We start from the raw sequence: 24,086 nt of genomic DNA on the forward strand, positions 1-24,086 counted from the left end.
GGGCCATTCCATGCTTCTCGGCCGCACCGCCAACGGGCTCTACTGGATGAACCGCTATATCGAGCGGGCCGAAAACATGGCGCGGCTGGTCGATGCCGGGCTGCGCATGGCGCTGACGCGCACGCAAAGCGCGTCGGAGGAATGGAACTCGGTTCTGCTCAGCGCTGGCTCGGATGTCACTTTCACGCAGAAGTACTCGGACTACACGGCCGCGAACGTCGCCGATTTTCTGCTGCGCGACACCTCGAACCCGTCGAGCACGATGTCGTCGATCGAGACGGCCCGCAACAATGCCCGCATGGTGCGCACCGCGCTGACGCGCGAGACCTGGGAAAGCATCAACGAAGCCTGGATGTCGCTGAAGCGGATGCTGGCGAGGCCGATCGACGAGCGCGACCTGCCAAGCGTGCTCGATGCGATCAAGCGCGAGACGGCGCTGATCCGCGGTTCGTTCTACGGCACCATGCTGCGCAACGAAATCTTCGACTTCTCGCAACTCGGCACCTATGTCGAGCGCGCCGACAACACAGCACGCATCCTCGATGTGAAATATTATGTGTTGTTGCCGTCGATCTCCTGGGTTGGCTCGACCCTCGACAACTATCAGTGGGAATCGATCCTGCGCTCGGTGTCGGCGCATCGCTCCTACCGCTGGGTCTATGATGCCGACTACAAGCCGACCAACATCGCCGACTACCTGATCCTCAACGTACGCATGCCGCGTTCGCTGACTTTCTGCTACCGCTTCCTGTCCGAGCATCTGAAGTTCCTCAGCGACGATTACGGCGAGCGTCACGCCTGCCACGCAACGGCGGAGAAGACGCAGACCATGCTGAGGGCAGGGTCGATCAAGGACATTTTTGATGCCGGCCTGCATGAGTTCCTGGCCAACTTCATTCGCGACAACACCAGGCTCGGCGACGAGATCGCGCAGGATTACCGGTTTTATTGAGGAAGCCATGAGGCTCAAGATCACGCACCGGACCGAATACCGCTACGACGCGCCGGTGCAATATCTGCTGCAGCGGCTGCGGTTGCTTCCGGTGAGCGGGCAGACACAGACAGTGCTGTCATGGGCGCTGAAGGTCGAGGGCGCGCGCGAGGAAGTGCGATTTACCGATCACTACGGCAACGACACCCGACTGTTGAGCGTCGAGGGTGACCATGACTTCATCACGGTCGAGGCTTCTGGCGAGGTGGTGACGCGCGACACGTCAGGCGTTAGCGGGCCGCATCACGGCTTCGCGCCGCTGTGGCTGTTCGCGCAGGAGACACCGCTGACCACCATAGGCGGCGGCATTCGCGATCTCGCCGAAGCGGTCGGCGCGGGCACCGATATCGAAAGGCTGCATCGGCTGATGGCAATGATCGGCGAGCGCGTCGCCTACACGCCGGGCACCACCAATGCGACGACACCGGCTGAAGAGGCGCTGGCGCTGAAAACCGGGGTTTGCCAGGACCACAGCCATATCTTTGCCGCCACCGCGCGCGCCATGGGATTTCCGTCGCGCTACATCAGCGGCTATCTGATGATGGATGCCGTCGAACAAGCGGCAAGCCATGCCTGGGCCGAGGCGCATGTCCCGGGCCTCGGCTGGGTCGCCTTCGACCCGGCCAACGGTATTTCTCCCGACGAACGCTATGTGAAGGTAGCCACCGGCCGCGACTACCGCGATGCCTCGCCGGTATCGGGAATTCGGCTGGGGCAGGCGGAAGAACAGCTTGCGGTCACCGTCACGGTAGAGCAGTAATCCCGCAAGGATTAGTGCCAGAAGAGATTCCATGACCTATTGCGTCGGCCTGAAGATCGATCGCGGGCTCGTGTTCATGTCGGACACGCGTACCAATGCCGGCATGGATTCGATCTCGACCTTCAAGAAGATGCATGTCTGGGAGCAGCCCGGCGAACGCGTCATCGTGCTTATGTCGGCCGGCAATCTGGCGACGACACAGGCGGTGGTCAGCCTGCTCGACGAGCGTACGAAGGCGGTCGGCGATCGTCACGAGAAGCTCCTCGACACGCCGTCCATGTACCAGACGGTGCGGCTGGTCGGCGACACGGTCAAGGAGGTGATCGCGCAATCCTCGCCGGCCGGCGAGAAGGCCGATTCCTATTTCAACGCCTCCTTCATCCTGGGCGGGCAGATCAAGGGCAGTCCGCCGCGGCTGTTCATGATCTATCCCGAGGGCAATTTCATCGAGTCGACCGACGACACGCCGTTCTTTCAGATCGGCGAGACCAAATATGGCAAGCCGATCATCATTCGCGCCTATGAGCGGACCATGAGCCTGGCCGAGACGGTGAAGCTGCTCCTGGTGTCGTTCGATTCGACGCTGAAATCGAACCTGTCGGTGGGCTTGCCGCTCGACCTGCTGTTCCTGGAGAAGGATACTTTCAAGGTTGGCCTGAAGAAGCGGATCGGTCAGGACGACCAGTATTACCGCACGATCTCCGATGGCTGGTCGAATGCGTTGAAGACGGCTTTTGCCAGTCTGCCGGATTTCCCGGGCTAATGCGTGTCGCCCAAAGCGGCTCCGGTTTTGCGCGAACGACATGCATGAAAACAAGGACCTAAAGCGCGTCGACGTCGATCCGATCAAATGCGATGCGATTCAGGGCGCGGCAGGCGACAGTATTGCATCTATTTCACGTGTTAATTAATGGCGGAATTCGAGAACCGGGCCAAGGGTGCCGGATTTGCGATCATGTCGGGAGGACAGGATGAACAACAACGAGTTCCGGCAATGGTCGCAGCGTGCCGCCGACTGGGGCGCCGACTATCGCAATTCATTGCGCGAGCGGCCGGTGCGGCCGCTGGTCGATCCGGGCGACATTTTCAGGAGCATCGAAGCCTCTCCGCCCGAAGACGCCGAACCGATGGACAGGATCTTCGCCGACTTCGAGGAGAAGATCGTGCCGGGGATGACGCATTGGCAGCATCCGCGCTTCTTCGCCTATTTCCCGGCCAACGCGGCGCCAGTCTCGGTGGTCGCAGAGTATCTGGTGTCGGCGATGGCCGCGCAATGCATGCTTTGGCAGACGTCGCCGGCTGCCACCGAACTCGAAACACGCACCGTCGACTGGATGCGCCAGGCGCTCGGCCTGCCCGAAGGGTTCTCCGGCGTTATCCAGGATTCGGCCTCGTCGGCGACACTCAATGCCGTGCTGACCATGCGCGAGCGGGCGCTGGATTGGCAAGGCAACAAAGAGGGATTGTCCGGCCAGGCACGGCTGCGCGTCTATTCCTCGGATCAGGTGCATACTTCGATCGACCGCGCGATATGGGTTTCGGGCATCGGCGAGGACAATCTGGTGCGCATTCCCGTCAGCGGCCGTTTCCGCTCCATGGATGCGACAGCCCTGGAAGCGGCAATCGTCGCTGATCGTGCGGCAGGAATGCTGCCTGCCGGCATCATAGGCAGCGTCGGTGGAACCAGCATCGGCGGCACGGACGATATCGCCGCTATCGCCGATGTGGCGCGCCGGCATGGGCTCTATCTGCATGTCGATGCCGCTTGGGCCGGGTCGGCAATGATCTGCCCGGAGTATCGTCATTTCTGGGCCGGCGCCGAACAGGCGGATTCAGTCGTCTTCAACCCTCACAAATGGCTGGGCGCGCAGTTCGACTGCTCCATCCAGTTCTTGCGACAGCCGGAAGACCTGGTGCGCACGCTGGCGATCAAGCCCGAATTCCTCAAGACGCACGGACGTGACGGCATCATCAACTATTCCGAATGGTCGGTGCCGCTCGGCCGGCGCTTCCGCGCCTTGAAATTGTGGTTCCTGCTGCGCGCACACGGGCTGCAGAACCTGCGCGCAATGATCCGCAACCATGTCGCGTGGAGCGAGGGGCTTGCCGCACGGCTGGCAGGAGAGCCGGATTTCGAAATCGTCAGCGAACCGATGTTGTCACTGTTTTCGTTCCGGCACAAAACGACATCAAGCGCTGATGCCGACGAGCATAATCTGCGGCTGGTCAATGCGATCAACGACGATGGCCGTATCTACCTGACGCAGACGAGGGTGGACGGCCAGGTGGCAATACGGTTCCAGGTTGGCCAGTTCGAAACGACCGCTGGTGACGTCGACGCGGCTTTTGCCATCATCACCGAAATCGCCAGGAATGGCGTGATCCAGCCTTGATGGCGTTGCGTTTCGGCTTTGTCTTGGTGATCAGGTAATTTCCGTTAGCCGGCTTATGCCTTTTCATGGCTTTCGCTTTCGTCTATAGACAGGAAAAACGAAAACGGGAGCTTGCCTTATGTATCTGTCTCCGCGCCATGCCGAGATCATCCAGATGGCCAAGGACCATGGCCGTGTGCTGGTCGACGACCTGGCCACTCATTTCAATGTGACGCCGCAGACCATTCGCAAGGATCTCAACGATCTCTGCGACCAGCGGCTGCTTTCGCGCATCCATGGCGGCGCCTTGTTCCCTTCCGGGATCGAGAACATGGAGTATGAGGCGAGGCGCAAGATCGCGGCGGACGAGAAGGAAGCGATCGGCCGCGCCGCGGCAAGGCTGATTCCCGACAATGCCTCGCTGTTCATCAACATCGGAACCACGACGGAGGCGGTCAGCAAGGCTTTGCTCGATCACAATGGCCTCATGGTCATCACCAATAACATCAATGTTGCCAACAGGATGCGCATATATCCTTCGATCGAGGTGGTGATCGCGGGCGGGGTCGTGCGCGGCTCGGACGGCGGCGTCGTCGGCGAAGCCGCGGTCGATTTCATCCGGCAGTTCAAGGTCGACTACGCCGTCATCGGCGCTTCGGCCATCGACCATGATGGCGCCTTGCTGGATTTCGATTTTCGCGAGGTGAAGGTGGCGCAGGCGATCATTGCCAATGCCAGGCATGTCATCCTGGTCTCCGACCAGACCAAGTTCGAACGCACGGCGCCGGTGCGTATCGGCCACCTCTCACAGGTCAACACCTTCATCACCGATCGTTGCGACATCGCGTCGGTGCGCAAGATCTGCCAGGAGGCCGAAGTTCAGCTGATCGAGACGTCGCTTGGCTGAGGCTGGTCACGGCCGCCTCACGGTGTCGTGATATTTCGTTTGACATTCGTTATCAGTTCGAAATAATTCCGCCACGGTTTCGCAAAAGACCAAAATGGTGCAATGCGAAATCGTGGAGGCGTTAAGTGGACACAACTTCGGTCCGGGACATTTTCGTAATCGGCGGCGGCATCAATGGCTGCGGTATTGCCCGGGATGCTGTTGGGCGCGGGTTTTCGGTCTTTCTCGCCGAGATGAACGACCTCGCCTCCGGAACCTCCTCAGGTTCGACCAAGCTGATCCATGGCGGCCTGCGTTATCTCGAATTCTATGAATTCCGCCTGGTGCGCGAGGCGCTGATGGAGCGTGAGGTTCTGTGGAAGAACGCGCCGCACATCATCTGGCCGATGCGCTTCGTGCTGCCCTATGCCAAGGGCCTGCGGCCCGCCTGGCTGATCCGGCTCGGCCTTTTCCTTTACGACCACATTGGCGGCCGCAAATTGCTGCCGGCGACCAGGACGCTCGACATGGCGAGCGATCCGGCGGGCAAGCCCTTGAAGCCGCTGTTCAAAAAGGCCTTCGAATATTCCGACGGCTGGGTGAACGATGCGCGCCTGGTGGCGCTCAACGCACGCGATGCCGCTGATCGTGGCGCGACGATTCGAACTCGTACGAAGGTTGTCGGCGCGCACCGCGAAGACGGCCTTTGGACAATCAAGATCGAGAATTTGCAGAACGGCGAGACCGAAGAGGTCAAGGCCCGGCTGCTGGTCAATGCCGCCGGACCATGGGTCGATCACGTGCTTTCCGGCGTCGTCGGCTTGAACGATGTGCACAATGTCCGTCTCGTGCAGGGCAGCCATATCGTCATCGCCAAGAAATTCGACGATCCGCGCGCCTATTTCTTCCAGAACAAGGATGGCCGCATCATCTTCGCCATTCCCTACGAGGAAGAGTTCACGCTGATCGGCACCACCGACCGGGACTATCCCGGCGATCCGCACGACGTGAAGATCAGCGATACCGAGATCGATTATCTCTGCGCTGCGGCCAGTGAGTATTTCGCGCAACCCGTCAAGCGCTCGGACATTGTCTGGACCTATTCGGCGGTGCGTCCGCTCTATGATGACGGTGCCTCCAAGGCGCAGGAGGCGACGCGCGACTACGTGCTGAAGGCCGACGGCGGCGAGGGCGACGCGCCGATCGTCAATGCCTTTGGCGGCAAGATCACCACCTACCGCCGGCTGTCGGAATCGATGCTGGAGAAGATCGAGGGTTTTCTCGGCAAGCGCGGCAAGCCGTGGACGTCGGACGCGCCGCTGCCGGGCGGCGATTTCCCGGCCACCGGTTTCGATGCGCAGGTGGCCAAGCTGAAGGCTGCCTATCCGTTCCTCGATGCGCGCCTCGCCCGGCGGCTGACGCGGCTCTACGGGACACGCGCTCAGGTTCTGCTCGGACTTGCCAAGTCGAATGCCGAGCTCGGCCGCAATTTCGGTGGCGACCTCTACGAGGCCGAGGTTCGCTATCTCGTTGAAAACGAATGGGCCGTCACGGCAGAGGATGTGCTGTGGCGCCGCACCAAGCGCGGCCTGCATCTCGCCCGCGAGCAGGTCGCGGCCCTCGATGAATTCATGCGCGGCATAAGCCGCCGGCATGTCGCGGCCGCCGAATGAGGAGATTTTGAGCTGATGCAGAAGGCCTGGGAGGAGGCGTCATGCTTGAACTGAGGAACGTCACCAAGACAGTCGGTGCGGTGGAGCACATACACGACGTGTCGCTGACCCTTCAGCACGGCTCGCTCAACGTCCTGCTTGGGCCGACGCTTTCCGGCAAGACCAGCCTGATGCGGCTGATGGCCGGCCTCGATGCGCCGACCTCCGGTTCGGTCTGGTTCGATGGCCGTGATGTCACCGGCACACCGGTGCAGAAGCGCAAGATCGCCATGGTCTACCAGCAGTTCATCAACTATCCGGCGATGACGGTCTATGAGAACATCGCCTCGCCGCTGAGGGTGGCCGGCGTCGAGCAAGGCAAGATCGACAGCCAGGTGCGCGAGGCCGCCGCACTCCTCAAGCTGACGCCCTATCTCGACCGCACACCGCTCAACCTGTCGGGCGGCCAGCAGCAGCGCACAGCGCTGGCGCGCGCCATCGTCAAGAATGCCAGCCTGGTGCTGCTCGACGAACCACTCGCCAATCTCGACTACAAGCTGCGCGAGGAGTTGCGAGCCGAACTGCCGAGGATCTTTGCCGCCGCCGGCACCATCTTCGTCTATGCCACAACGGAGCCGCACGAGGCGCTGCTGCTCGGCGGCAACACGGCAACGCTGTCGGAAGGCCGCATCACCCAGTTCGGGCCGACAATCGACGTCTTCCGCAGGCCGGTCGACCTGGTGACGGCCAGGACCTTCGCCGATCCGCCGCTCAACACCATCGTGCTGGCCAAGAAAGGCGCCGACTTCCTGCTCGAAGGCGGGGTGAAGCTACCGGTGCCGTCCGAACTCGTCGGCATCGCCGACGGCAACTACACGATCGGCTTCCAGCCGCACCATCTTTCGCTCGAACGGCCCAATGCCTCGGCGGTGCCGGTGCGGGCAAAGGTCACCATCACCGAGATCACCGGGTCCGAGAGTTTCATCCATCTCGATTTCGCCGATGTGCGCTGGGTCATGCTGACCCACGGCATCCGCGATTTCGAGACCGACGCGGTGGTCGAGGTGTTCATCGATCCGCGACACATCATGGTCTTCGACGAGCACGGCCGCGCCGTGACCGCGCCGAAGCTGGCGGCTTGAGGAGAGCGATATGGCGCGCATCGACGTCAACCATGTCAGGCATTCCTACCTGCCGAACCCGCGGAAGGATGCCGATTTCGCGCTGCGGGAAGTGCACCACACTTTCGAGGATGGCGGCGCCTATGCGCTGCTCGGCCCGTCCGGCTGCGGCAAGACCACGCTGCTCAACATCATTTCGGGGCTGCTTCATCCCTCGCACGGCCAGTTGCTGTTCAACGGCAGGGATGTGACCAATCTGTCGACGCAGGAGCGCAACATCGCGCAGGTGTTCCAGTTCCCGGTCATCTACGACACCATGACCGTCTATGACAATCTGGCCTTCCCGCTGCGCAATCGCGGCGTGCCGGAGGCCGATGTCGACCGCAAGGTGCGCGAGACGCTGGAGATGATCGACCTGGCGTCGTGGGCGAAGAAGAAGGCGAGGGGCCTGACCGCCGACCAGAAGCAGAAGATCTCGCTTGGCCGCGGGCTGGTGCGCTCAGATGTCAACGCCATCCTGTTCGACGAGCCGCTGACCGTCATCGACCCGCACATGAAGTGGGTGCTGCGCTCGCAATTGAAGCTGCTTCATCGCCGCTTCGGCTACACCATGGTCTACGTCACCCATGACCAGACCGAGGCGCTGACCTTCGCCGACCAGGTCGTGGTCATGTATGACGGCGGTATCGTCCAGATCGGAACGCCGGCGGAGCTCTTCGAGCGGCCGCGCCACACTTTTGTCGGCTATTTCATCGGCTCGCCCGGCATGAACGTCATGCCGGTGGCGATCGACGGCAGGACGGCGACGCTCGGCTCCCAGCGGATCGAATTGCCGGGCGCACCCAAAGCGGCCGGCGGTGCCGTCGAACTCGGCATCCGTCCCGAATATGTGCGTCTCGGCCGCGACGGCATGGCTGTTTCAATCAGCAAGGTCGAGGATCTGGGCCGCCACAAGGTGGTGCGCGCCAAACTGGAGGGGCGCGACATCGCCGCCGTCATCGGCGAGGACGAGGCCGTTCCAGCCGAACCGAAGGTGCGGTTCGAGCCTGCGGGCATCAACATCTATGCCGATTCCTGGCGTGTCGAGATGGGGGCATAGATGGACAAGACCTGGAACAACAAGGCCTGGTTCCTGGTGCTGCCGGTGCTGGTGCTGGTGGCGTTCTCGGCCGTCATCCCGCTGATGACCGTCGTCAATTATTCGGTGCAGGACACGTTCGGCAACAACGTCTTCTTCTGGGCCGGCACCGAGTGGTTCGAGGAACTGCTCCATTCCAGCCGCTTCTGGGAGGCGATGAGCCGCAACCTCATCTTCTCCTTCATCATCCTCGCCATCCAGGTGCCGCTCGGCATCTTCATCGCGCTCAACATGCCGAAGAAGGGCTGGGGGGTGCCGGTCTGCCTGGTGCTGATGGCGCTGCCGCTGCTGATCCCGTGGAACGTCGTCGGCACCATCTGGCAGGTGTTCGGGCGCAACGACATCGGCCTGCTCGGCTATTACCTCAATGCGCTCGGCATCGACTACAACTACGTGCAGGACCCTTTCGACGCCTGGGTGACGATCATCATCATGGATGTCTGGCACTGGACGAGCCTCGTCGTGCTGCTCTGCTATGCCGGCCTGGTCTCGATCCCGGACGCCTTCTACCAGGCGGCCAAGATCGACGGCGCCTCGCGCTGGGCGGTGTTCCGCTACATCCAATTGCCGAAGATGCAGCGGGTGCTTTTGATCGCCGTGCTGCTGCGCTTCATGGACAGTTTCATGATCTACACCGAGCCCTTCGTCGTCACCGGCGGCGGGCCGGGCAACTCGACGACGTTCCTGTCGATCGACCTGGTCAAGACGGCGCTTGGCCAGTTCGATCTCGGTCCGGCGGCCGCCATGTCGCTGGTCTACTTCCTCATCATCCTGTTGTTGTCATGGGTGTTCTACACCGTGATGACCAATTACGACGCGGAGCGCTGAGATGGCCGGCGCCAATGAACGAACCGAGCGCAATGCGATGAACGGGGCCGCCGCCGCGGAGGGTCTCGCCAGTTCGCTGTCGCAGAGCGAGCTCGACAGGCGCATGCGCCGCCGCGGCGAGGAATCGCGCTGGTGGTGGATCGTGCCGACGCTCTACATCTTCGTGCTGCTGTTGCCGATCTACTGGCTCATCAATATGAGCTTCAAGACCAATGCGGAGATCGTCAACTCGCTGACGCTCTATCCGCATGCGCCAACCATCGCCAACTATGTCACGATCTTCACGCAGAAGGCCTGGTATTCCGGCTATATCAACTCGATCACCTATGTCGTCATGAACATGGTGATCTCGGTGTCCGTGGCCTTGCCTGCGGCCTACGCCTTCTCGCGCTATCGCTTCCTTGGCGACAAGCATCTGTTCTTCTGGCTTCTGACCAACCGCATGGCGCCGCCGGCGGTGTTCGCGCTGCCGTTCTTCCAGCTCTATTCCGCCTTCGGCCTGATCGACACGCATATCGCGGTGGCGCTCGCGCACTGCCTGTTCAACGTGCCACTGGCGGTGTGGATCCTCGAAGGCTTCATGTCCGGGGTGCCGAAGGAGATCGACGAGACCGCCTATATTGACGGCTATTCCTTCCCGCGCTTCTTCATCAAGATCTTCATGCCGCTGATCGCCAGCGGCATCGGTGTCGCCTGCTTCTTCTGCTTCATGTTCTCGTGGGTCGAACTGCTTATCGCCCGCACGCTGACCACGACCGACGCCAAGCCGATCGCGGCGACCATGACCCGCACAGTGTCGGCATCGGGCATGGACTGGGGATTGCTTGCCGCCGCCGGCGTGCTGACGCTGATCCCCGGCGCGCTCGTGATCTGGTTCGTGCGCAACTACATCGCCAAGGGCTTCGCCCTGGGGAGGGTGTGATGGCGGAAGCTGACATCAAGATCTCCGAGCTGCGCCGCCTGACCAACAGCTTGTTTGATTGTCTTGAAGGTCAAGGCGTTAACGGCATCCGTGTGAGGCAAAGTCACTACTGGAAGATCTATTTCACTGACGCATTCCAGCCCGGAGCTCCGGCACTAGTGATGGGGGATGTACACGACGACCTCAATGATGTGCGCGCAGAGGTCGAGAAAGCCCCGAACGACGAACCCATCTCGTGGCACGCATTTATGCACCTCTCGGGTTTGATCAATTTGGTCGCTTGTGCCGCTGAAAACGGTGACCTCGTGAGGCAGGTGGGATCGGAGAACCATTCATGAATCTCGACTTCTCCTGGATGGCGTGGACCTGGCCGACGGCCGCCTTCTTCATCGTCATCGCGCTGCTGCTGGTCGGCATGGGGGTCTGGGAATACGCGTCGCCCGGCGGCAATCCGCGTGTCGGCGTGCTGCGCTTCGAGACGACGCGCGGCGATCGCCTCTTCGTTTCGCTGCTTGGCAGCGCCTTTATCCATCTCGCTTGGCTGGGTCTGATTGGGCCCAGCCTGTGGTGGGCTCTCGCTCTCTCCGTGGTCTACGCCATCGGCGTGTTCCGCTACGTATAGAGGGGGAAACTGTTGGAGCGGCCGCGTGCTGGCGACCGCTCCAGATCGCACTTGAACCTTGAAAAGTGGAGGAAACACAATGCGACGGCAATTCCTAACATCAACGACTGCCCTTGCGCTATTGCTCGGCGTGGGCAACGCCTATGCCGGTATGGATGAGGCAAAAGCCTTTCTGGACAAGGAGATAGGCGACCTTTCGTCCCTATCACGCGCCGATCAAGAATCCGAGATGCAGTGGTTTATCGACGCCGCCAAGCCGTTTGCCGGCATGGAAATCAAGGTCGTGTCGGAAACGCTGACGACACACCAGTATGAGTCGCAGGTGCTGGCTCCGGCCTTTGCCGCCATCACCGGTATCAAGGTCACGCATGACGTCATTCAGGAGGGCGACGTCGTCGAGAAGATCCAGACCCAGATGCAGACCGGCCAGAACCTCTATGACGGCTGGGTCAACGATTCCGACCTGATCGGCACCCACTGGCGCTATCAGCAGGTGCGCAACCTGACCGACTGGATGGCCAATGAAGGCAAGGATGTCACAAATCCGGGCCTCGACCTGAAGGATTTCATCGGCTCCTCCTTCACCACCGCGCCGGACAAGAAGCTGTACCAGCTTCCCGACCAGCAGTTCGCCAACCTCTATTGGTTCCGCTACGACTGGTTCAACGACGAGAAGAACAAGGCCGATTTCAAGGCCAAGTACGGCTATGACCTCGGCGTGCCGGTCAACTGGTCGGCCTATGAGGACATCGCCGAATTCTTCACCGGCCGCGATGTCGGCGGCAAGAAGGTCTATGGCCACATGGACTACGGCAAGAAGGATCCCTCGCTGGGCTGGCGCTTCACCGACGCCTGGCTGTCGATGGCCGGTAACGGCGACAAGGGCATCCCGAACGGCCTGCCGGTCGACGAATGGGGCATCAAGGTCAATGAGAAATCGCAGCCGGTCGGCTCCTGCACGGCGCGCGGCGGCGACACCAATGGCCCGGCGGCGGTCTATTCGATCCAGAAATACCTCGACTGGCTGAAGGCCTACGCGCCGCAGGAAGCGCAAGGCATGACCTTCTCCGAATCGGGTCCGGTGCCGGCGCAGGGCAACATCGCCCAGCAGATCTTCTGGTACACCGCCTTCACCGCCGACATGGTCAAGCCCGGCCTGCCGGTGATGAATGACGATGGTACGCCGAAGTGGCGCATGGCGCCGTCGCCGCATGGCGTCTACTGGAAGGACGGCATGAAGCTCGGCTACCAGGACGTCGGTTCGTGGACGCTGATGAAGTCGACGCCGGAAGACCGGGCGAAGGCGGCCTGGCTCTACGCCCAGTTTGTGACCTCGAAGACCGTGGACGTGAAGAAGAGCCATGTCGGCCTCACCTTCATCCGCGACTCCACCATCCACGACAAGAGCTTCACCGAACGCGCGCCGAAGCTCGGCGGCCTGATCGAGTTCTACCGCTCGCCGGCCCGCGTGCAGTGGTCGCCGACCGGCACCAACGTGCCGGACTATCCGAAGCTGGCACAGCTGTGGTGGCAGGCGATCGGTGACGCTTCTTCTGGTGCCAAGTCGGCCCAGGAAGCGATGGACTCGCTTTGCGCCGAGCAGGAAAAGGTCATGGGCCGCATCGAGAAGTCCGGCGTCCAGGGTGACATCGGGCCGAAGCTCGCCGAGGAACATGATCTCGCCTACTGGAACGCCGACGCGGTCAAGGCCGGTAATCTCGCTCCGCAGCTGAAGATCGAGAACGAGAAGGAAAAGCCGCAGACCGTCAACTACGACGAGTTGGTCAAGAGCTGGCAGAAATAGGACTGTCTATGCGGGCGTTCGCGCCCGTGTGAAATTGGGGGAGGCGGCGCGTTGCCGTCTCCCTTCTTTGTGTCAAGGCGGAGGACGCGGGAATGAACGGTTTTGTGCTGGCAATCGACCAGGGAACGACGTCGACCCGGGCGATCCTGTTCGATGGCCAGATGAAAGTCGTGGGCAGCGGGCAGCAGGAATTCATCCAGCACTATCCTGCCTCCGGCTGGGTCGAGCACGACCCGGAGGAGATCTGGGCGAGTGTCGTCGCCACGGTCAAAGGTGCGCTGAAGGCCGCCGGTCGCGAGGCTGCGGATGTCGCGGCGATCGGTATCACCAACCAGCGCGAGACCGTCGTCATCTGGGACAAGGCGACAGGCAAGCCGATCCACAATGCGATCGTCTGGCAGGACCGCCGCACCGCGCCGCTGTGCCAGAAACTGAAGAAGCAAGGCCTGGAGAAGAAATTCACGCGCAAGACCGGGCTGCTGCTCGATCCCTATTTTTCCGGCACCAAGATCGCCTGGATGCTCGACAAGGTGAGGGGCGCCAGGAAACGTGCCGAGAAAGGCGAGTTGCTGGCCGGCACCATCGACAGTTTTCTCATCTGGCGGCTGACCGGTGGCAAGGTCCACGCCACAGACGCCACCAACTCGTCGCGCACGCTGGTCTACAACATCGCGGAAAACGCCTGGGACGACGAGTTGCTGGCCATTCTCAACATCCCGGCGAAAATGCTGCCCGAGGTCAAGGATTGCGCCGATGACTATGGAGCGACCGAGAAAAATCTGTTTGGCGCCGAGATAAGAATCCTCGGTGTTGCAGGCGACCAGCATGCCGCGACCATCGGCCAGGCTTGCTTCGAGCCCGGCATGATGAAATCCACCTATGGAACCGGCTGTTTTGCGCTGCTCAACACCGGCAGCGATCTGGTGCGTTCGAAGAACCGGCTTTTGACCACCATTGCCTATCGGCTGAACGGCAAGACCACCTACGCGCTGGAGGGTTCGATCTTCATTGCCGGGGCGGCCGTGCAATGGCTGCGCGACGGCATCAAGGTGATCGGCAAGGCCGAGCATAGCGGGCAACTGGCTGCCGAGGCCGACCCGACGCAGAATGTCTACCTGGTGCCGGCTTTCGTCGGTCTTGGCGCGCCACATTGGGACGCCGACGCGCGCGGCGCCATCTTCGGGCTGACGCGCAATTCCGGCCCGGCGGAATTTGCGCGCGCCGCACTCGAATCCGTCGCCTACCAGACCCGTGACCTGCTCGACGCCATGCGCAAGGACTGGAAGGGGACTTCGGCCAAAACAGTTCTCCGGGTCGACGGCGGCATGGTGGCGTCGGACTGGACGATGCAGCGCCTGGCCGACATTCTCGACGCGCCGGTCGACCGCCCGACCATCCTCGAGACGACCGCGCTGGGTGCGGCCTGGCTCGCCGGCTCCAAGGCAGGGGTCTGGCCGAAGGCGAAGGAGTTCGCGAAAAGCTGGGCACTGGAGCGGCGTTTCAAGCCGGAGATGGACAATTCCATGCGGTCCGCGAAGCTGGCGGGCTGGCGCGATGCTGTGCGCAGGACGTTGAGCGTGCCATAACGGTCACCACGGAACCAGCTGAAGGTGGGGGCATGCAGCCAGACTGGTATCGCGCTTGGCGTGACGAGGCTTTTGAACAGCTACGCGCCAAGAATGCCCGTTTGGAGAAGGAGTTCCGCCTCGGTCACTGGCCGCGCTATGACTACGACCTGACGACCGGCAGGCTTCTGTTCTCGGACCAGGGTGTCGTAGAAGTCGTCACCGAAATCCAGATTGCAGGCTCGACGAGCGCCAAAGCTGGTAACTGGCTTTGGGCCTGGTCGAATTCGAACCTGCCCGACGACCTTCTCGGCGATGCCAAGCGGGTTCGTTCCTTTGGTGAGAAGAACGATATCGCCGAACTTGAGCAGGCCTATGTGACCGACACGAGAGATGATCTGGAAGCGCTCGGCTGGGAACTGACAGCAGCGATGGTGCGTGTCTGCGAAGCACTCGGTGCTTACCGCTCTCCGCGCGGGGAAGGGGGCGGTCTTTATCTGATCCTCAAAAGCGCAGGCTGGGCCAGCTGACAGGAACTTCATTCCACCGATCGGGATGGTGCAATTCCAACGCAAAAGGCCCGCGCCATTTCCGACGCGGGCCTTCCTTTCAGAGTTTCCAGCTACTGATATTCGCCTGGGTCAGTAAGGCGAACGGCACTCCTGCCGCGGGCCGTAGTTCGGCTGGAAGGTGTTGTCCGAGGAACGGTAGCTGCGGTAGTGGTCGTAGCACCACTGCACATGGGAATTGCCTTCGTAGACGCGATGGTTCTCGCTGTTGACGATCGCACCCGTGATCAGGGCGCCAGTCGCGAAAGCTGCGAGCGGGAACCAATAGTCGCCATGACGGCGATAGCCGCGATGGTATTCGCGATAACCGCGATGGCCGTTCCAATAGCCGCCGCCGTCATTTCGCGCAAAGTTGCGAGCGCCGAAATTGCGGTTGCCGAAATTGCGATTGCCATTGAAGTGACGGTTGCCATGACGCCACTTGGCAGGATAGCGGCTCTCTCCGACATTCAAGATATCCGACGAAGTTCCCGATGCTTGAGGAACGAACATCTGGGCAGCATTTGCCGGTACGGCAGCCGCGGCGAATGAAACCGACAAAGTGGTCGCCAGCATACCCGATACGATCTTGTTCATTGTATTCTCCTTCGAAAGGGTGGTTGACGTCCCTTGTGGCGAGACAACGGGTGATGTGGGGGAAGGTTCCTCGCTAAATCCCAAGTTGCTGATTCGCAATGTTTCTCCGGCCTGTCGGCAGTGTCGAGGAGAGTCGGCACCGTGGCTTCGCCAGGGTGTATCGCTCTCGATTGAAGCGGGCAGGGAGGCAGCCTGGCAGTGGGCGTGGCAGTGCTTGAGAAGTCCGGCTCGCGGACGCTGTTTTTCCGGTTGACCGGTCGAAGCACTCTCCCTATGTTCCGCGCAATTTCGAGGGCAGCCTTTCGCGCCCGCGGGAGCGCGTAGCTCAGCCGGTAGAGCAACTGACTTTTAATCAGTAGGTCATGGGTTCGAATCCCATCGCGCTCACCATTGTTCATATTAAACGTCAATCGCTTAGGTTTTTGCGCTTGAACTTCAGCGACTCGTGCGACTTCGGAAGTCGCACGACAGTGACCATCGCCAGTAGCTATCTTACATCGTAGGCCAAGCAATATAGTCCCATACGCTCTGGACGCGATTGCTTTCGACGAAGCCGCCGCGGTCTAGTTCTTCTCCGCCGAGGATAGTCGTTATACGGTAGCCCAGTCGATGAAAGAAATCGAAATAGTCGGCGGACGTATAGTCGTAGTTGAGGATAGAATTGTCGCCGCACTCAAAGGTGACGTAGGGACGGCTCACGCTTAGGATATGCTCACCGCCCCGAAGGATGCCCAAATCTCCGCCTTCCGCATCGACCTTGATGTAACGCGTCAACGGGATCGTGGGCACTTCGTCGTCAAGGCGCTCGACCATGACGGAGATCTTCTCCCGTTGGAGATTTTCATCGTGGTAGATGCGCTCGCGAAAGCCGCTGTACTCCGGGAAATCGGGCACATGCACGAAAGAGGCCCTGCCCCTGGTCATTCCCAGGGCGCTATTGTGAAGCGTGATGTTGCTCTTCCCTGCAACGCTGTCCGCCAAGGCCGATATAGGGCCGGGCAAAGGTTCGAAGGCATAGACGTGGCCAGTATGGCCTACCAAATCCAGCATCGGCCTGGTGTGCCGCCCAGTGTGGGCGCCGCAGTCGATCGCAATGTCACCTGGTCTCAGTATCGAAGTATAGAAGTCCTGGACCGCTTGTTCGAAATCCACTTTTCTCTCTCCCTGCAGGCCACAACAATTGCCGTAGAGTAACGCACGAGACCTGTCATTTCAGCACGTATTGACGATAGGATAAAGTCTCGCTCTGCCTGCAACCATGAGGCAGGCGTGGCAAAGGGCAAGGCGTAGGACCTGTTTCGGCGGCGCCGTGGACTATCGCGCTGTTCATCGCAGCCTTCAACTGCAGCTGGATAACGCGGACGCCATCCTCGGCAATATCGACCGCGAATTCGAAGGCTCACCGTCATGCCGGCGCCTTGGATCCGGGCGTGAACCTTTGCAGTCAACCGCTCAGCCGTTCCGCGACAGATGCACGTCCAGAACGGCGGCCTTCTTGGCGATCAGGCCTTCCAGATCCGCGTCCGAGCGCTTGGTGCCGGTCCGTTCGCGCAGCAGCGAGATCACAACGCTCATCGAAAGTGGAGTTGTTTGGGAAAGCGGGGCGGTCCGGGTGCCCAGAATGGCATCCACCGCGCCGGCAACATCCGGAGTCTCCGTTGGTGCTCGCATGGGCGGTTCCTTTCTGTTCAGGTCGGCCTCGGTGCCATCAGCCGGTCCCCTGGCGCCGCGATCGAAGACGACCGCCAGGCGATTCTTCACCGCGAGTGCGGCGACCATATCGTCGAGCTCGCGGTCGGAAAGGGCTGGATCCGCTGGTTTCAGCATCTTGCGGATAACCCTGGCAGCCTGATCCGTCGATACGAAGCCATAACGCCGTCTTCTGGCCTCGACATATTGCTCGATGATCATGCTCAGGCGTCGGGCTGCGATATCCCTGGGCTCCTGCACTGAGGCCTCCTTGAGCCGAGTGCAACTCGGCAGCCAAAATGAAATAGGGCGGCTTGATCGAACATCAAATGCTCCCGACCATTTGACGCATCTGCGAATGAGGCCGGAACGATCCGGCGGCTGAGGCATTCTCGCTGCATCACCAGCTCATAGAGGGAAGGCCGGGCCATGAAGATTGCCCACGTCGCGCCGCTATACGAATCCGTGCCGCCAAGGCTTTATGGCGGCACCGAGCGCATCATTTCCTACCTGACCGAGGCTCTCGTCGCCCTTGGCCACGATGTGACGTTGTTCGCCAGTGGCGACACGAAGACCTCCGCCAGGCTCGTGCCATGCCGCGAGCGGGCACTTCGGCTCGATCCGCGTCCACTGAAATCCGAGATCGCGGCGCATCTGTCGATGCTCGACGAGGTGAGGAAGCGGGCCGACGACTTTGACGTCATTCATTTTCACCTCAGCCATTTCCTGCACTTCCCGTTCTTCCGAGAGATCCCGCAGCGTACGGTCACGACCCCGCATGGCAGGCTGGATTACGCCGATCTCGCACAAGCCTATGACCGGTTCCCGCGCTTCCCGATGATTTCCATATCCCGCAGCCAGCGGGCGCGGTTCGCGTCCGCGAACTGGCTGGCGACGATTCATCACGGACTGCCCGTCGATCTCTACGAACCCGATTTCGAGGCAGGTTCGGACGGCGGGTATCTCGCCTTTCTCGGCAGGATGTCGCGCGACAAGCGGCCGGACAGGGCGATCGAGATCGCCCGCCGCACCGGGCTCAAACTCAAGCTTGCGGCCAAGGTGGGCGATGGCGATCGCGCCTATTTCGAGGAAGTCGTCCAGCCGATGGTCGATGGCGACAGGGTCGAATATGTCGGCGAGATCGGCGAGGACCAGAAGAGCATGTTTCTTGGCAACGCAGCCGCCCTCTTGTTTCCCATTGATTGGCCCGAACCCTTCGGCCTTGCCGTGATCGAGGCCATGGCCTGCGGAACCCCGGTCATGGCCTGGAGTTGCGGCGCCATGCCCGAGATCATCGATTATGGGGTTACCGGCTTCGTCGTCGAAAGCATCGAAGATGCCGTCGCCACGATGCCGGCTCTCCTGCAACTCGACAGGCGGCGCATAAGAGCGGTGTTCGAGAGGCGGTTCTCAGCCGACAGAATGGCCAGGGACTACGTCGCGGCCTATTCGCGGCTGAACAACGGACATGAGCAAAGCAGAGCCTCGTAGGCCTTCACCCGTTCGAAACCAGCACGGGACGATCTTTTGACCATCACCCACCTCGACGAGCGCAAGCTCGATCCTGCCATAGCACTGGCTTCCCTGGACGAAACCGCGCCCAGGGAGCCGCATCGTCTTTTCGCGCTCAAGCATGGTGACTGCTTCGCCGTTGCTGACGCCTATGGCGACATACGCGGTGTCGGCGACGGGTTCTTCCGCGACGACACGCGCGTGCTTTCCGAATTTCGCTTGACAGTCGGCGGGCGGTCGACATCGTTGCTTGGCGCGTCTCTCAGCCAGGACAATGTGCTGTTCACCTCCAATCTGACCAATCTGCCGATCGAGAGCACGGCGGGTCGCCAGATACCGCAGGGCGCTATCCATATCGAGCGCGTCCGGCTGCTGTGGGAGGAACGGCTGTATGAACGCATAACGCTGTCCAACTACAGCCGTGAGCATTCGACGATCCTGTTGTCGCTGCGTTTTGCCGCCGATTTTCGCGACATGTTCGAGGTTCGGGGCTCGACCCGCTCGAAGCGCGGAACCGCCCATACGGCCGAGATCGCCAGGAGCGCGGTCGTGCTCCGCTACGAAGGCCTGGACAACGTGGTGCGGACATCGGCGATTTCATTTTCACAGACGCCCGATCAACTGACCTCCGAGCGGGCGGATTTCATCATCGCCGTCACCAAGCGCAGCAGCCAGACGCTTTACGTGGAGGTGGGCAACGAGACGGTTGCTAGCCCCGAAAGCCAGCGGTTTCGCGCTGCCGCCGCCCGTGCTCGTTTCGGCATGCGCGCCAAACGCCGGCATGGCGCGACGCTGCACAGTTCGGGCCGCGTTTTCAATGACTGGATGGCGCGGGCTCGCGCCGATGTCGCGCTGCTCACCACGGAACTGGCGACCGGGCCCTATCCCTATGCCGGCATTCCCTGGTTCTCCACCGCCTTTGGCCGCGATGGCGTGATTTCAGCCTTGCAGATGCTTTGGCTCAATCCTGGCCTGGCGCGCGGCGTTCTGGCGTTTCTCGCCCAGCACCAGGCGACCGAGACCTCTCCCTTCAGCGATTCCGAGCCCGGCAAGATCATGCACGAGACGCGCAAGGGCGAGATGGTGGCGCTGAGCGAGCTGCCGTTCGGGCGCTACTATGGCGGTGTCGACACGACGCCGCTCTATATCCATCTTGCGTGCGCCTATGCGGACCGCACGGGAGACACGGCCTTCATCGATGACCTGTGGCCCTCGCTGTGCGCCGCGGCCGAATGGATCGAGACGGCGAGCCGTTCGACGGGATTCCTCACCTACCAGCGTGCCGCGGAATCCGGCCTTGCCAACCAGGGATGGAAAGACAGTTTCGATTCCGTCTTCCACGCCGATGGCCGCATCCCGAAAGGGCCGATCGCGCTGGTCGAGGTGCAAGGCTATGTCTTTGCGGCATTCCAGGGCCTGGCGAAACTGGCACGGCTGCGTGGTGAAGCGGAGCGGGCGGAGGGCTGGGAAATACGCGCCGACGCCATTCGCCAAAAAGTCGAGCGCCATTTCTGGATCGAGGAGCTTGGCTACTATGCGCTGGCGCTGGACGGCGACGGCCAACCCTGCAAGGTGCGCACATCCAATGCCGGTCACCTGCTTTATGTCGGCCTTCCCGAACCGGATCGAGCGCGCATGGTCGCCGACCAGCTGCTGTCGGCCTCGTTCCATTCCGGCTGGGGATTGCGGACGCTGGCGGACGACGCGATCTTCTTCAATCCGATGTCCTATCACAACGGATCCATCTGGCCGCACGACACGGCGATCTGCGCAGCCGGGCTGGCGCGATACGGCATTCGCGACAGCGTTGTGCGGCTGATGAGCGGCACCTTCGAATCCGCCGTTCATTTCAACATGCGGCTGCCGGAACTCTTTTGCGGCTTCACGCGAGCGGCCGGCGAAGCGCCGATTGCCTATCCGGTGGCCTGCCTGCCGCAAGCCTGGTCCGCCGGCTCCGCCTTCATGCTCATGCAGTCGTGCCTCGGCCTGCGGATCGATGGCTGGACAGGCGAGATCCATGTGACCCGGCCGCGCCTGCCTATCGGCATCGACAACCTCGTCATCCGCCATCTTTCGGTAGGGCAGGCGGCGGTGGATCTGACATTCCAGCGCGTGGGAGACCGTGTCGGCGCCTTCCTTGCCGAACCGCATGAGGGGCTGGTGCCGCTCGTGGTCAGGAGCTGAAAAAATCGGAACCATCACGTCCCGCGGGCGTTGGACCACTAGACTATGGGGTGCCGAAACTCCAGCCGATAAAGCCGCTGCGGCATCCCATTGAAGGGTCATCGATTTCAATGCCTGACAACAGTTCGTACCTCGTCGTCCCCGTATTCGCATTGTGGCTGTTTATTCTTGTCGCCGTCTGCGTCCTGGCCGCTGTGCTGGTGACGAAGGTGGTGCGGGCGCGCAAGGGCAGCAGGCCTACCGCCTCGGAGCTTGAACCCGCTCGCAGCCCTTTGCCGGAATTCGAGAAAAATGGGCAGTCGGCGGCCGCGGCACTGGTGCAGTGGTCGCCCGAAACGCTGCGTCATATCCTTGCGACCGAACTTCCCGATGCCCAGGTGATCGTCGTCTCGAACCGCGAGCCGTATATCCACAACCGGGAAGGCGACGACATCCGGCTGGTCGTACCTGCCAGTGGGCTCGTCTCCGCCCTGGAGCCGATCACGCGGGCATGTGCCGGCACCTGGATCGCCTATGGCGGTGGTTCGGCCGACGCGCTCGTGGTCGACAAGAACGATCGGATCGAGGTGCCGCCCGACAATCCTTCCTACACGCTGCGCCGCGTCTGGCTGAGCGAGGAAGAGCAGCAAGGTTATTATCTCGGCTTTGCCAATGAAGGCCTCTGGCCGCTGTGCCATATCGCGTTCACTCGGCCGATATTCCGCGCCTCGGATTGGGAAGCCTATGAGGCGGTCAACCGCAAATTCGCCGATACCGTCGTCGCGGAAGCCCGCAACGAGCGGCCGATCGTGCTGGTCCAGGATTACCATTTCGCGTTGCTGCCGCGGATGATCCGGGAACGCCTGCCCGAGGCGATCATCATCACCTTTTGGCATATTCCGTGGCCGAACTCGGAGGTGTTCAGCATATGCCCGTGGCGCGAGAAGATTCTCGAGGGCCTGCTTGGCAGTTCGATCGTTGGTTTTCACACCCAGTTTCATTGCAACAACTTCATCGACAGCGTCGACCGTTTCCTGGAGAGCAGGATCGAGCGCGAGGACTCGGCCATCTCCTATGGCGGCCAGATCAGCCTGGTTCATGCCTATCCGATTTCAATCGAATGGCCGCCGGCGCAACTGGCCAAGCTGCCTGACGTGGCGCAATGCCGTAGGCAGGTCCGCGAGAAATTCGGCCTGGCCGAACACGTCAAACTGTGCGTCGGCGTCGAACGTCTCGACTATACAAAGGGTATCCTTGATCGCTTCAATGCACTCGATGAACTGCTGACGCTTCATCCGGAATGGATCGGCAAGGTGGCGTTCCTGCAGATCGCGGCGCCCAGCCGCGGCACTCTTCCTGCCTATCAACAATTGTATGAGGAGTGCCTGCGCCATGCCGAGGATATCAACCAGCGCTACGGTCGCGAAGGCTATACGCCCGTTCTGATGGTGACGGAACATCACTCGCAAGAACAGGTCTACGAAATCTACCGCGCGGCCGATGTCTGCATGGTGACCAGCCTGCACGACGGCATGAACCTCGTCGCCAAGGAGTTTGTCGCGGCGCGTGAGGATGAACAAGGTGTGCTGCTGCTCAGCATGTTCGCCGGCGCCTCCAAGGAGCTGCTGGAGGCGCTGATCGTCAATCCCTATGACGCGGCTATGATGGGCGATGCCTTGCTGCAGGCCCTGACCATGTCCGAGGACGAGCAACTCCAGCGCATGCGACGCATGCGCGAGATCGTGCGCGACAACAATGTCTATCGGTGGGCGGGCAGCATGCTTCTCGATGCCGCGCGCCTGCGCAAGCGTGATGCGGTCGATCGTGCCGTGGGCGTCGCTCCGACGCCCCCCGGCAATGTGATATCGTTGCTCGATCGCAAACGCGTGGCGGCGCTGTGATGTCGATATCGCCAAACCTGTCCGTGCCTGACGTACCGCAAGCACGGTGGGCACTGTTCCTGGACATTGACGGCACGCTTCTCGAACATGCCGCGCATCCCGATGCGGTGGTTGTCAGTGAGGAGTTGCGCATGCTGCTGGCACGGCTCGAAGCGCAACTGGACGGAGCATTGGCGTTCATCACGGGACGGTCGATCGCCGCTGTCGACCATCTATTCCAACCCCTCAGATTGCGCGCCGCGGGGCTTTATGGTCTCGAGCACAGGCTGGCGCGCGATGGTGCGGTCGAGGCGGCCGGTGAACCGGCGGACATCGCGGCCCTTGCCCGGGAAATCGAAGCGGAACTGGGCAGTGCGGATGTCTATATCGAGCGCAAGGGACCGATCCTGGCCATTCATACACGCGCGGCGCCGCATTTGTTGCGGCACGCCATACAACTGGTCGAACAGGCACTGGACAGGCTGCCCGCAGGCTATCGGGTGTTGGCCGGCAATGCAGGGGTTGAACTGATGCCACTGGAGGCGGTGAAGGGAGCGGCCATCCGGCGCTTCATGGAGCAACCGGCTTTTGCCGGCCGCAGCCCCGTATTCCTCGGTGATGACACTTCGGATGAAAGCGGCTTTGACGTCATCAATGAAATGGATGGCGTCTCCGTGCGTATCAGACCGCGCGGACCGACCGCCGCGCGCCATGCACTTGCCGGGGTCGACGAGGCGCTGGCCTGGCTTGATGCCGTTAGCCACGGCAACGCGGAGAGATCGACTGGTCGCCCCACGGAACGAAGGAGCCGGCAATGACCCAGTTCACCAGCCTCATCCGGGAGATCATGCCTGCCTGGCTGCGGCGGCGCTCGCGCCCGAACGTGCATGAGACCGATCCCGACTTCGATCCGTCCCGCCCGGGGGATGCGGACATGGTCTGGCGCGGGATTGTCGAAAGGGATCTTTTTGGAGCGAACACGCAGGACTATGCGGAAAATCAGGACAAAAATACCAATCGGCACTGACGATCGGCT

At 61.5% G+C, this 24,086-nt stretch carries 23 protein-coding genes and 1 tRNA gene; 21 read left to right on the top strand and 3 right to left on the bottom strand.

Features of this window, described 5'->3' with window-relative positions:
- The first annotated feature begins 10 nt into the window (after positions 1–10).
- The 15 genes from FJ977_RS17840 to FJ977_RS17910 all read left to right on the top strand — a co-directional run bounded on the left by FJ977_RS17840 (position 11) and on the right by FJ977_RS17910 (position 15,191).
- The gene (locus tag FJ977_RS17840) at positions 11–952 is read left to right on the top strand and encodes an alpha-E domain-containing protein (protein ID WP_140773455.1); all 942 of its coding nucleotides are present in this window, start codon (positions 11–13) and stop codon (positions 950–952) included.
- Between the two features lie 7 nt (positions 953–959).
- Entirely contained in the window at positions 960–1,751 is a 792-nt protein-coding gene (locus FJ977_RS17845) for a transglutaminase family protein (RefSeq protein ID WP_056576855.1), read from the top strand.
- A gap of 31 nt (positions 1,752–1,782) precedes the next feature.
- Positions 1,783–2,514: a peptidase gene (locus tag FJ977_RS17850; RefSeq protein WP_140773457.1), complete on the top strand. Its 732-nt coding sequence runs from the start codon at positions 1,783–1,785 to the stop codon at positions 2,512–2,514.
- Between the two features lie 208 nt (positions 2,515–2,722).
- Positions 2,723–4,144 carry an aspartate aminotransferase family protein gene (locus FJ977_RS17855; RefSeq protein ID WP_140773459.1) on the top strand — a complete coding sequence of 474 codons (1,422 nt, stop codon included), beginning with the start codon at positions 2,723–2,725 and terminating at the stop codon, positions 4,142–4,144.
- 118 nt (positions 4,145–4,262) lie between these two features.
- Positions 4,263–5,030, top strand: coding sequence for a DeoR/GlpR family DNA-binding transcription regulator (locus FJ977_RS17860; RefSeq protein ID WP_027044602.1), 768 nt, complete (start codon positions 4,263–4,265; stop codon positions 5,028–5,030).
- Between the two features lie 125 nt (positions 5,031–5,155).
- Positions 5,156–6,682, top strand: a complete 1,527-nt coding sequence (glpD, locus tag FJ977_RS17865) for a glycerol-3-phosphate dehydrogenase (RefSeq protein ID WP_140773461.1) — start codon at positions 5,156–5,158, stop codon at positions 6,680–6,682.
- 41 nt (positions 6,683–6,723) lie between these two features.
- Positions 6,724–7,803 (top strand): ABC transporter ATP-binding protein, encoded by a 1,080-nt coding sequence (locus FJ977_RS17870; protein WP_140773463.1) that lies wholly within the window; start codon positions 6,724–6,726, stop codon positions 7,801–7,803.
- A 10-nt stretch (positions 7,804–7,813) separates the two neighbouring features.
- Complete coding sequence (locus FJ977_RS17875; protein WP_140773465.1) at positions 7,814–8,881, top strand: ABC transporter ATP-binding protein; 1,068 nt, start codon at positions 7,814–7,816, stop codon at positions 8,879–8,881.
- A complete protein-coding gene (locus FJ977_RS17880; protein WP_140773467.1) occupies positions 8,882–9,748 on the top strand; it encodes a sugar ABC transporter permease in 867 nt (288 codons plus the stop codon). It begins immediately after the preceding gene.
- 1 nt (position 9,749) lies between these two features.
- The gene (locus tag FJ977_RS17885) at positions 9,750–10,670 is read left to right on the top strand and encodes a carbohydrate ABC transporter permease (protein WP_056576877.1); all 921 of its coding nucleotides are present in this window, start codon (positions 9,750–9,752) and stop codon (positions 10,668–10,670) included.
- Positions 10,670–11,008, top strand: a complete 339-nt coding sequence (locus FJ977_RS17890; RefSeq protein WP_140773469.1) for a hypothetical protein — start codon at positions 10,670–10,672, stop codon at positions 11,006–11,008. The genes FJ977_RS17885 and FJ977_RS17890 overlap by 1 nt, the downstream gene beginning before the upstream one ends.
- Positions 11,005–11,292, top strand: a complete 288-nt coding sequence (locus FJ977_RS17895; RefSeq protein WP_056576880.1) for a DUF2160 domain-containing protein — start codon at positions 11,005–11,007, stop codon at positions 11,290–11,292. Before FJ977_RS17890 ends, FJ977_RS17895 begins: the two co-directional genes overlap by 4 nt.
- A 79-nt stretch (positions 11,293–11,371) precedes the next feature.
- Positions 11,372–13,096 carry an ABC transporter substrate-binding protein gene (locus FJ977_RS17900; RefSeq protein ID WP_140773471.1) on the top strand — a complete coding sequence of 575 codons (1,725 nt, stop codon included), beginning with the start codon at positions 11,372–11,374 and terminating at the stop codon, positions 13,094–13,096.
- A gap of 92 nt (positions 13,097–13,188) precedes the next feature.
- On the top strand, positions 13,189–14,682 hold the full coding sequence (gene glpK, locus FJ977_RS17905) for a glycerol kinase GlpK (protein WP_140773472.1): 1,494 nt from the start codon (positions 13,189–13,191) through the stop codon (positions 14,680–14,682).
- Between the two features lie 32 nt (positions 14,683–14,714).
- Positions 14,715–15,191: a DUF6882 domain-containing protein gene (locus FJ977_RS17910; RefSeq protein ID WP_140773474.1), complete on the top strand. Its 477-nt coding sequence runs from the start codon at positions 14,715–14,717 to the stop codon at positions 15,189–15,191.
- A gap of 111 nt (positions 15,192–15,302) precedes the next feature.
- On the opposite strand, the gene FJ977_RS17915 is transcribed toward FJ977_RS17910, so the two are convergent.
- Positions 15,303–15,806: a BA14K family protein gene (locus tag FJ977_RS17915; protein ID WP_140773476.1), complete on the bottom strand. Its 504-nt coding sequence runs from the start codon at positions 15,804–15,806 to the stop codon at positions 15,303–15,305.
- Between the two features lie 314 nt (positions 15,807–16,120).
- On the opposite strand from FJ977_RS17915, the gene FJ977_RS17920 reads away from it, so the two are divergent.
- A tRNA-Lys gene (locus tag FJ977_RS17920) sits at positions 16,121–16,196 on the top strand.
- Positions 16,197–16,298: 102 nt separating this feature from the next.
- Here the strand turns inward: FJ977_RS17920 and FJ977_RS17925 are convergent.
- Positions 16,299–16,958 carry an FkbM family methyltransferase gene (locus FJ977_RS17925; RefSeq protein ID WP_140773477.1) on the bottom strand — a complete coding sequence of 220 codons (660 nt, stop codon included), beginning with the start codon at positions 16,956–16,958 and terminating at the stop codon, positions 16,299–16,301.
- 300 nt (positions 16,959–17,258) lie between these two features.
- A complete protein-coding gene (locus tag FJ977_RS17930) occupies positions 17,259–17,717 on the bottom strand; it encodes a hypothetical protein (RefSeq protein ID WP_246683138.1) in 459 nt (152 codons plus the stop codon).
- A 207-nt stretch (positions 17,718–17,924) separates the two neighbouring features.
- On the opposite strand from FJ977_RS17930, the gene FJ977_RS17935 reads away from it, so the two are divergent.
- From FJ977_RS17935 to FJ977_RS17955, 5 genes are all read left to right on the top strand, one after another.
- Positions 17,925–18,986: a glycosyltransferase family 4 protein gene (locus tag FJ977_RS17935; protein ID WP_140773480.1), complete on the top strand. Its 1,062-nt coding sequence runs from the start codon at positions 17,925–17,927 to the stop codon at positions 18,984–18,986.
- A gap of 42 nt (positions 18,987–19,028) precedes the next feature.
- Entirely contained in the window at positions 19,029–21,191 is a 2,163-nt protein-coding gene (locus tag FJ977_RS17940) for an amylo-alpha-1,6-glucosidase (RefSeq protein ID WP_140773946.1), read from the top strand.
- Between the two features lie 110 nt (positions 21,192–21,301).
- Positions 21,302–23,071, top strand: a complete 1,770-nt coding sequence (locus FJ977_RS17945) for a trehalose-6-phosphate synthase (protein WP_140773482.1) — start codon at positions 21,302–21,304, stop codon at positions 23,069–23,071.
- Positions 23,071–23,868 carry a trehalose-phosphatase gene (gene otsB, locus FJ977_RS17950; protein WP_140773484.1) on the top strand — a complete coding sequence of 266 codons (798 nt, stop codon included), beginning with the start codon at positions 23,071–23,073 and terminating at the stop codon, positions 23,866–23,868. Before FJ977_RS17945 ends, otsB begins: the two co-directional genes overlap by 1 nt.
- Positions 23,865–24,077 carry a hypothetical protein gene (locus FJ977_RS17955; protein WP_140773485.1) on the top strand — a complete coding sequence of 71 codons (213 nt, stop codon included), beginning with the start codon at positions 23,865–23,867 and terminating at the stop codon, positions 24,075–24,077. The genes otsB and FJ977_RS17955 overlap by 4 nt, the downstream gene beginning before the upstream one ends.
- Positions 24,078–24,086: the final 9 nt, after the last annotated feature.

The sequence above is a fragment of the Mesorhizobium sp. B2-1-3A genome, from assembly GCF_006442655.1.
In the GTDB taxonomy this organism is placed as follows: Bacteria; Pseudomonadota; Alphaproteobacteria; order Rhizobiales; family Rhizobiaceae; genus Mesorhizobium.

Coding starts and splice junctions, on each gene's coding strand:
- FJ977_RS17840 (WP_140773455.1), top strand. CDS start 11: ATGCTTCTCGGCCGCACCGCCAACGGGCTCTACTGGATGAACCGCTAT.
- FJ977_RS17845 (WP_056576855.1), top strand. CDS start 960: ATGAGGCTCAAGATCACGCACCGGACCGAATACCGCTACGACGCGCCG.
- FJ977_RS17850 (WP_140773457.1), top strand. CDS start 1,783: ATGACCTATTGCGTCGGCCTGAAGATCGATCGCGGGCTCGTGTTCATG.
- FJ977_RS17855 (WP_140773459.1), top strand. CDS start 2,723: ATGAACAACAACGAGTTCCGGCAATGGTCGCAGCGTGCCGCCGACTGG.
- FJ977_RS17860 (WP_027044602.1), top strand. CDS start 4,263: ATGTATCTGTCTCCGCGCCATGCCGAGATCATCCAGATGGCCAAGGAC.
- FJ977_RS17870 (WP_140773463.1), top strand. CDS start 6,724: ATGCTTGAACTGAGGAACGTCACCAAGACAGTCGGTGCGGTGGAGCAC.
- FJ977_RS17875 (WP_140773465.1), top strand. CDS start 7,814: ATGGCGCGCATCGACGTCAACCATGTCAGGCATTCCTACCTGCCGAAC.
- FJ977_RS17880 (WP_140773467.1), top strand. CDS start 8,882: ATGGACAAGACCTGGAACAACAAGGCCTGGTTCCTGGTGCTGCCGGTG.
- FJ977_RS17885 (WP_056576877.1), top strand. CDS start 9,750: ATGGCCGGCGCCAATGAACGAACCGAGCGCAATGCGATGAACGGGGCC.
- FJ977_RS17890 (WP_140773469.1), top strand. CDS start 10,670: ATGGCGGAAGCTGACATCAAGATCTCCGAGCTGCGCCGCCTGACCAAC.
- FJ977_RS17895 (WP_056576880.1), top strand. CDS start 11,005: ATGAATCTCGACTTCTCCTGGATGGCGTGGACCTGGCCGACGGCCGCC.
- FJ977_RS17900 (WP_140773471.1), top strand. CDS start 11,372: ATGCGACGGCAATTCCTAACATCAACGACTGCCCTTGCGCTATTGCTC.
- glpK (WP_140773472.1), top strand. CDS start 13,189: ATGAACGGTTTTGTGCTGGCAATCGACCAGGGAACGACGTCGACCCGG.
- FJ977_RS17910 (WP_140773474.1), top strand. CDS start 14,715: ATGCAGCCAGACTGGTATCGCGCTTGGCGTGACGAGGCTTTTGAACAG.
- FJ977_RS17915 (WP_140773476.1), bottom strand. CDS start 15,806: ATGAACAAGATCGTATCGGGTATGCTGGCGACCACTTTGTCGGTTTCA.
- FJ977_RS17930 (WP_246683138.1), bottom strand. CDS start 17,717: ATGATCATCGAGCAATATGTCGAGGCCAGAAGACGGCGTTATGGCTTC.
- FJ977_RS17935 (WP_140773480.1), top strand. CDS start 17,925: ATGAAGATTGCCCACGTCGCGCCGCTATACGAATCCGTGCCGCCAAGG.
- FJ977_RS17945 (WP_140773482.1), top strand. CDS start 21,302: ATGCCTGACAACAGTTCGTACCTCGTCGTCCCCGTATTCGCATTGTGG.
- otsB (WP_140773484.1), top strand. CDS start 23,071: ATGTCGATATCGCCAAACCTGTCCGTGCCTGACGTACCGCAAGCACGG.
- FJ977_RS17955 (WP_140773485.1), top strand. CDS start 23,865: ATGACCCAGTTCACCAGCCTCATCCGGGAGATCATGCCTGCCTGGCTG.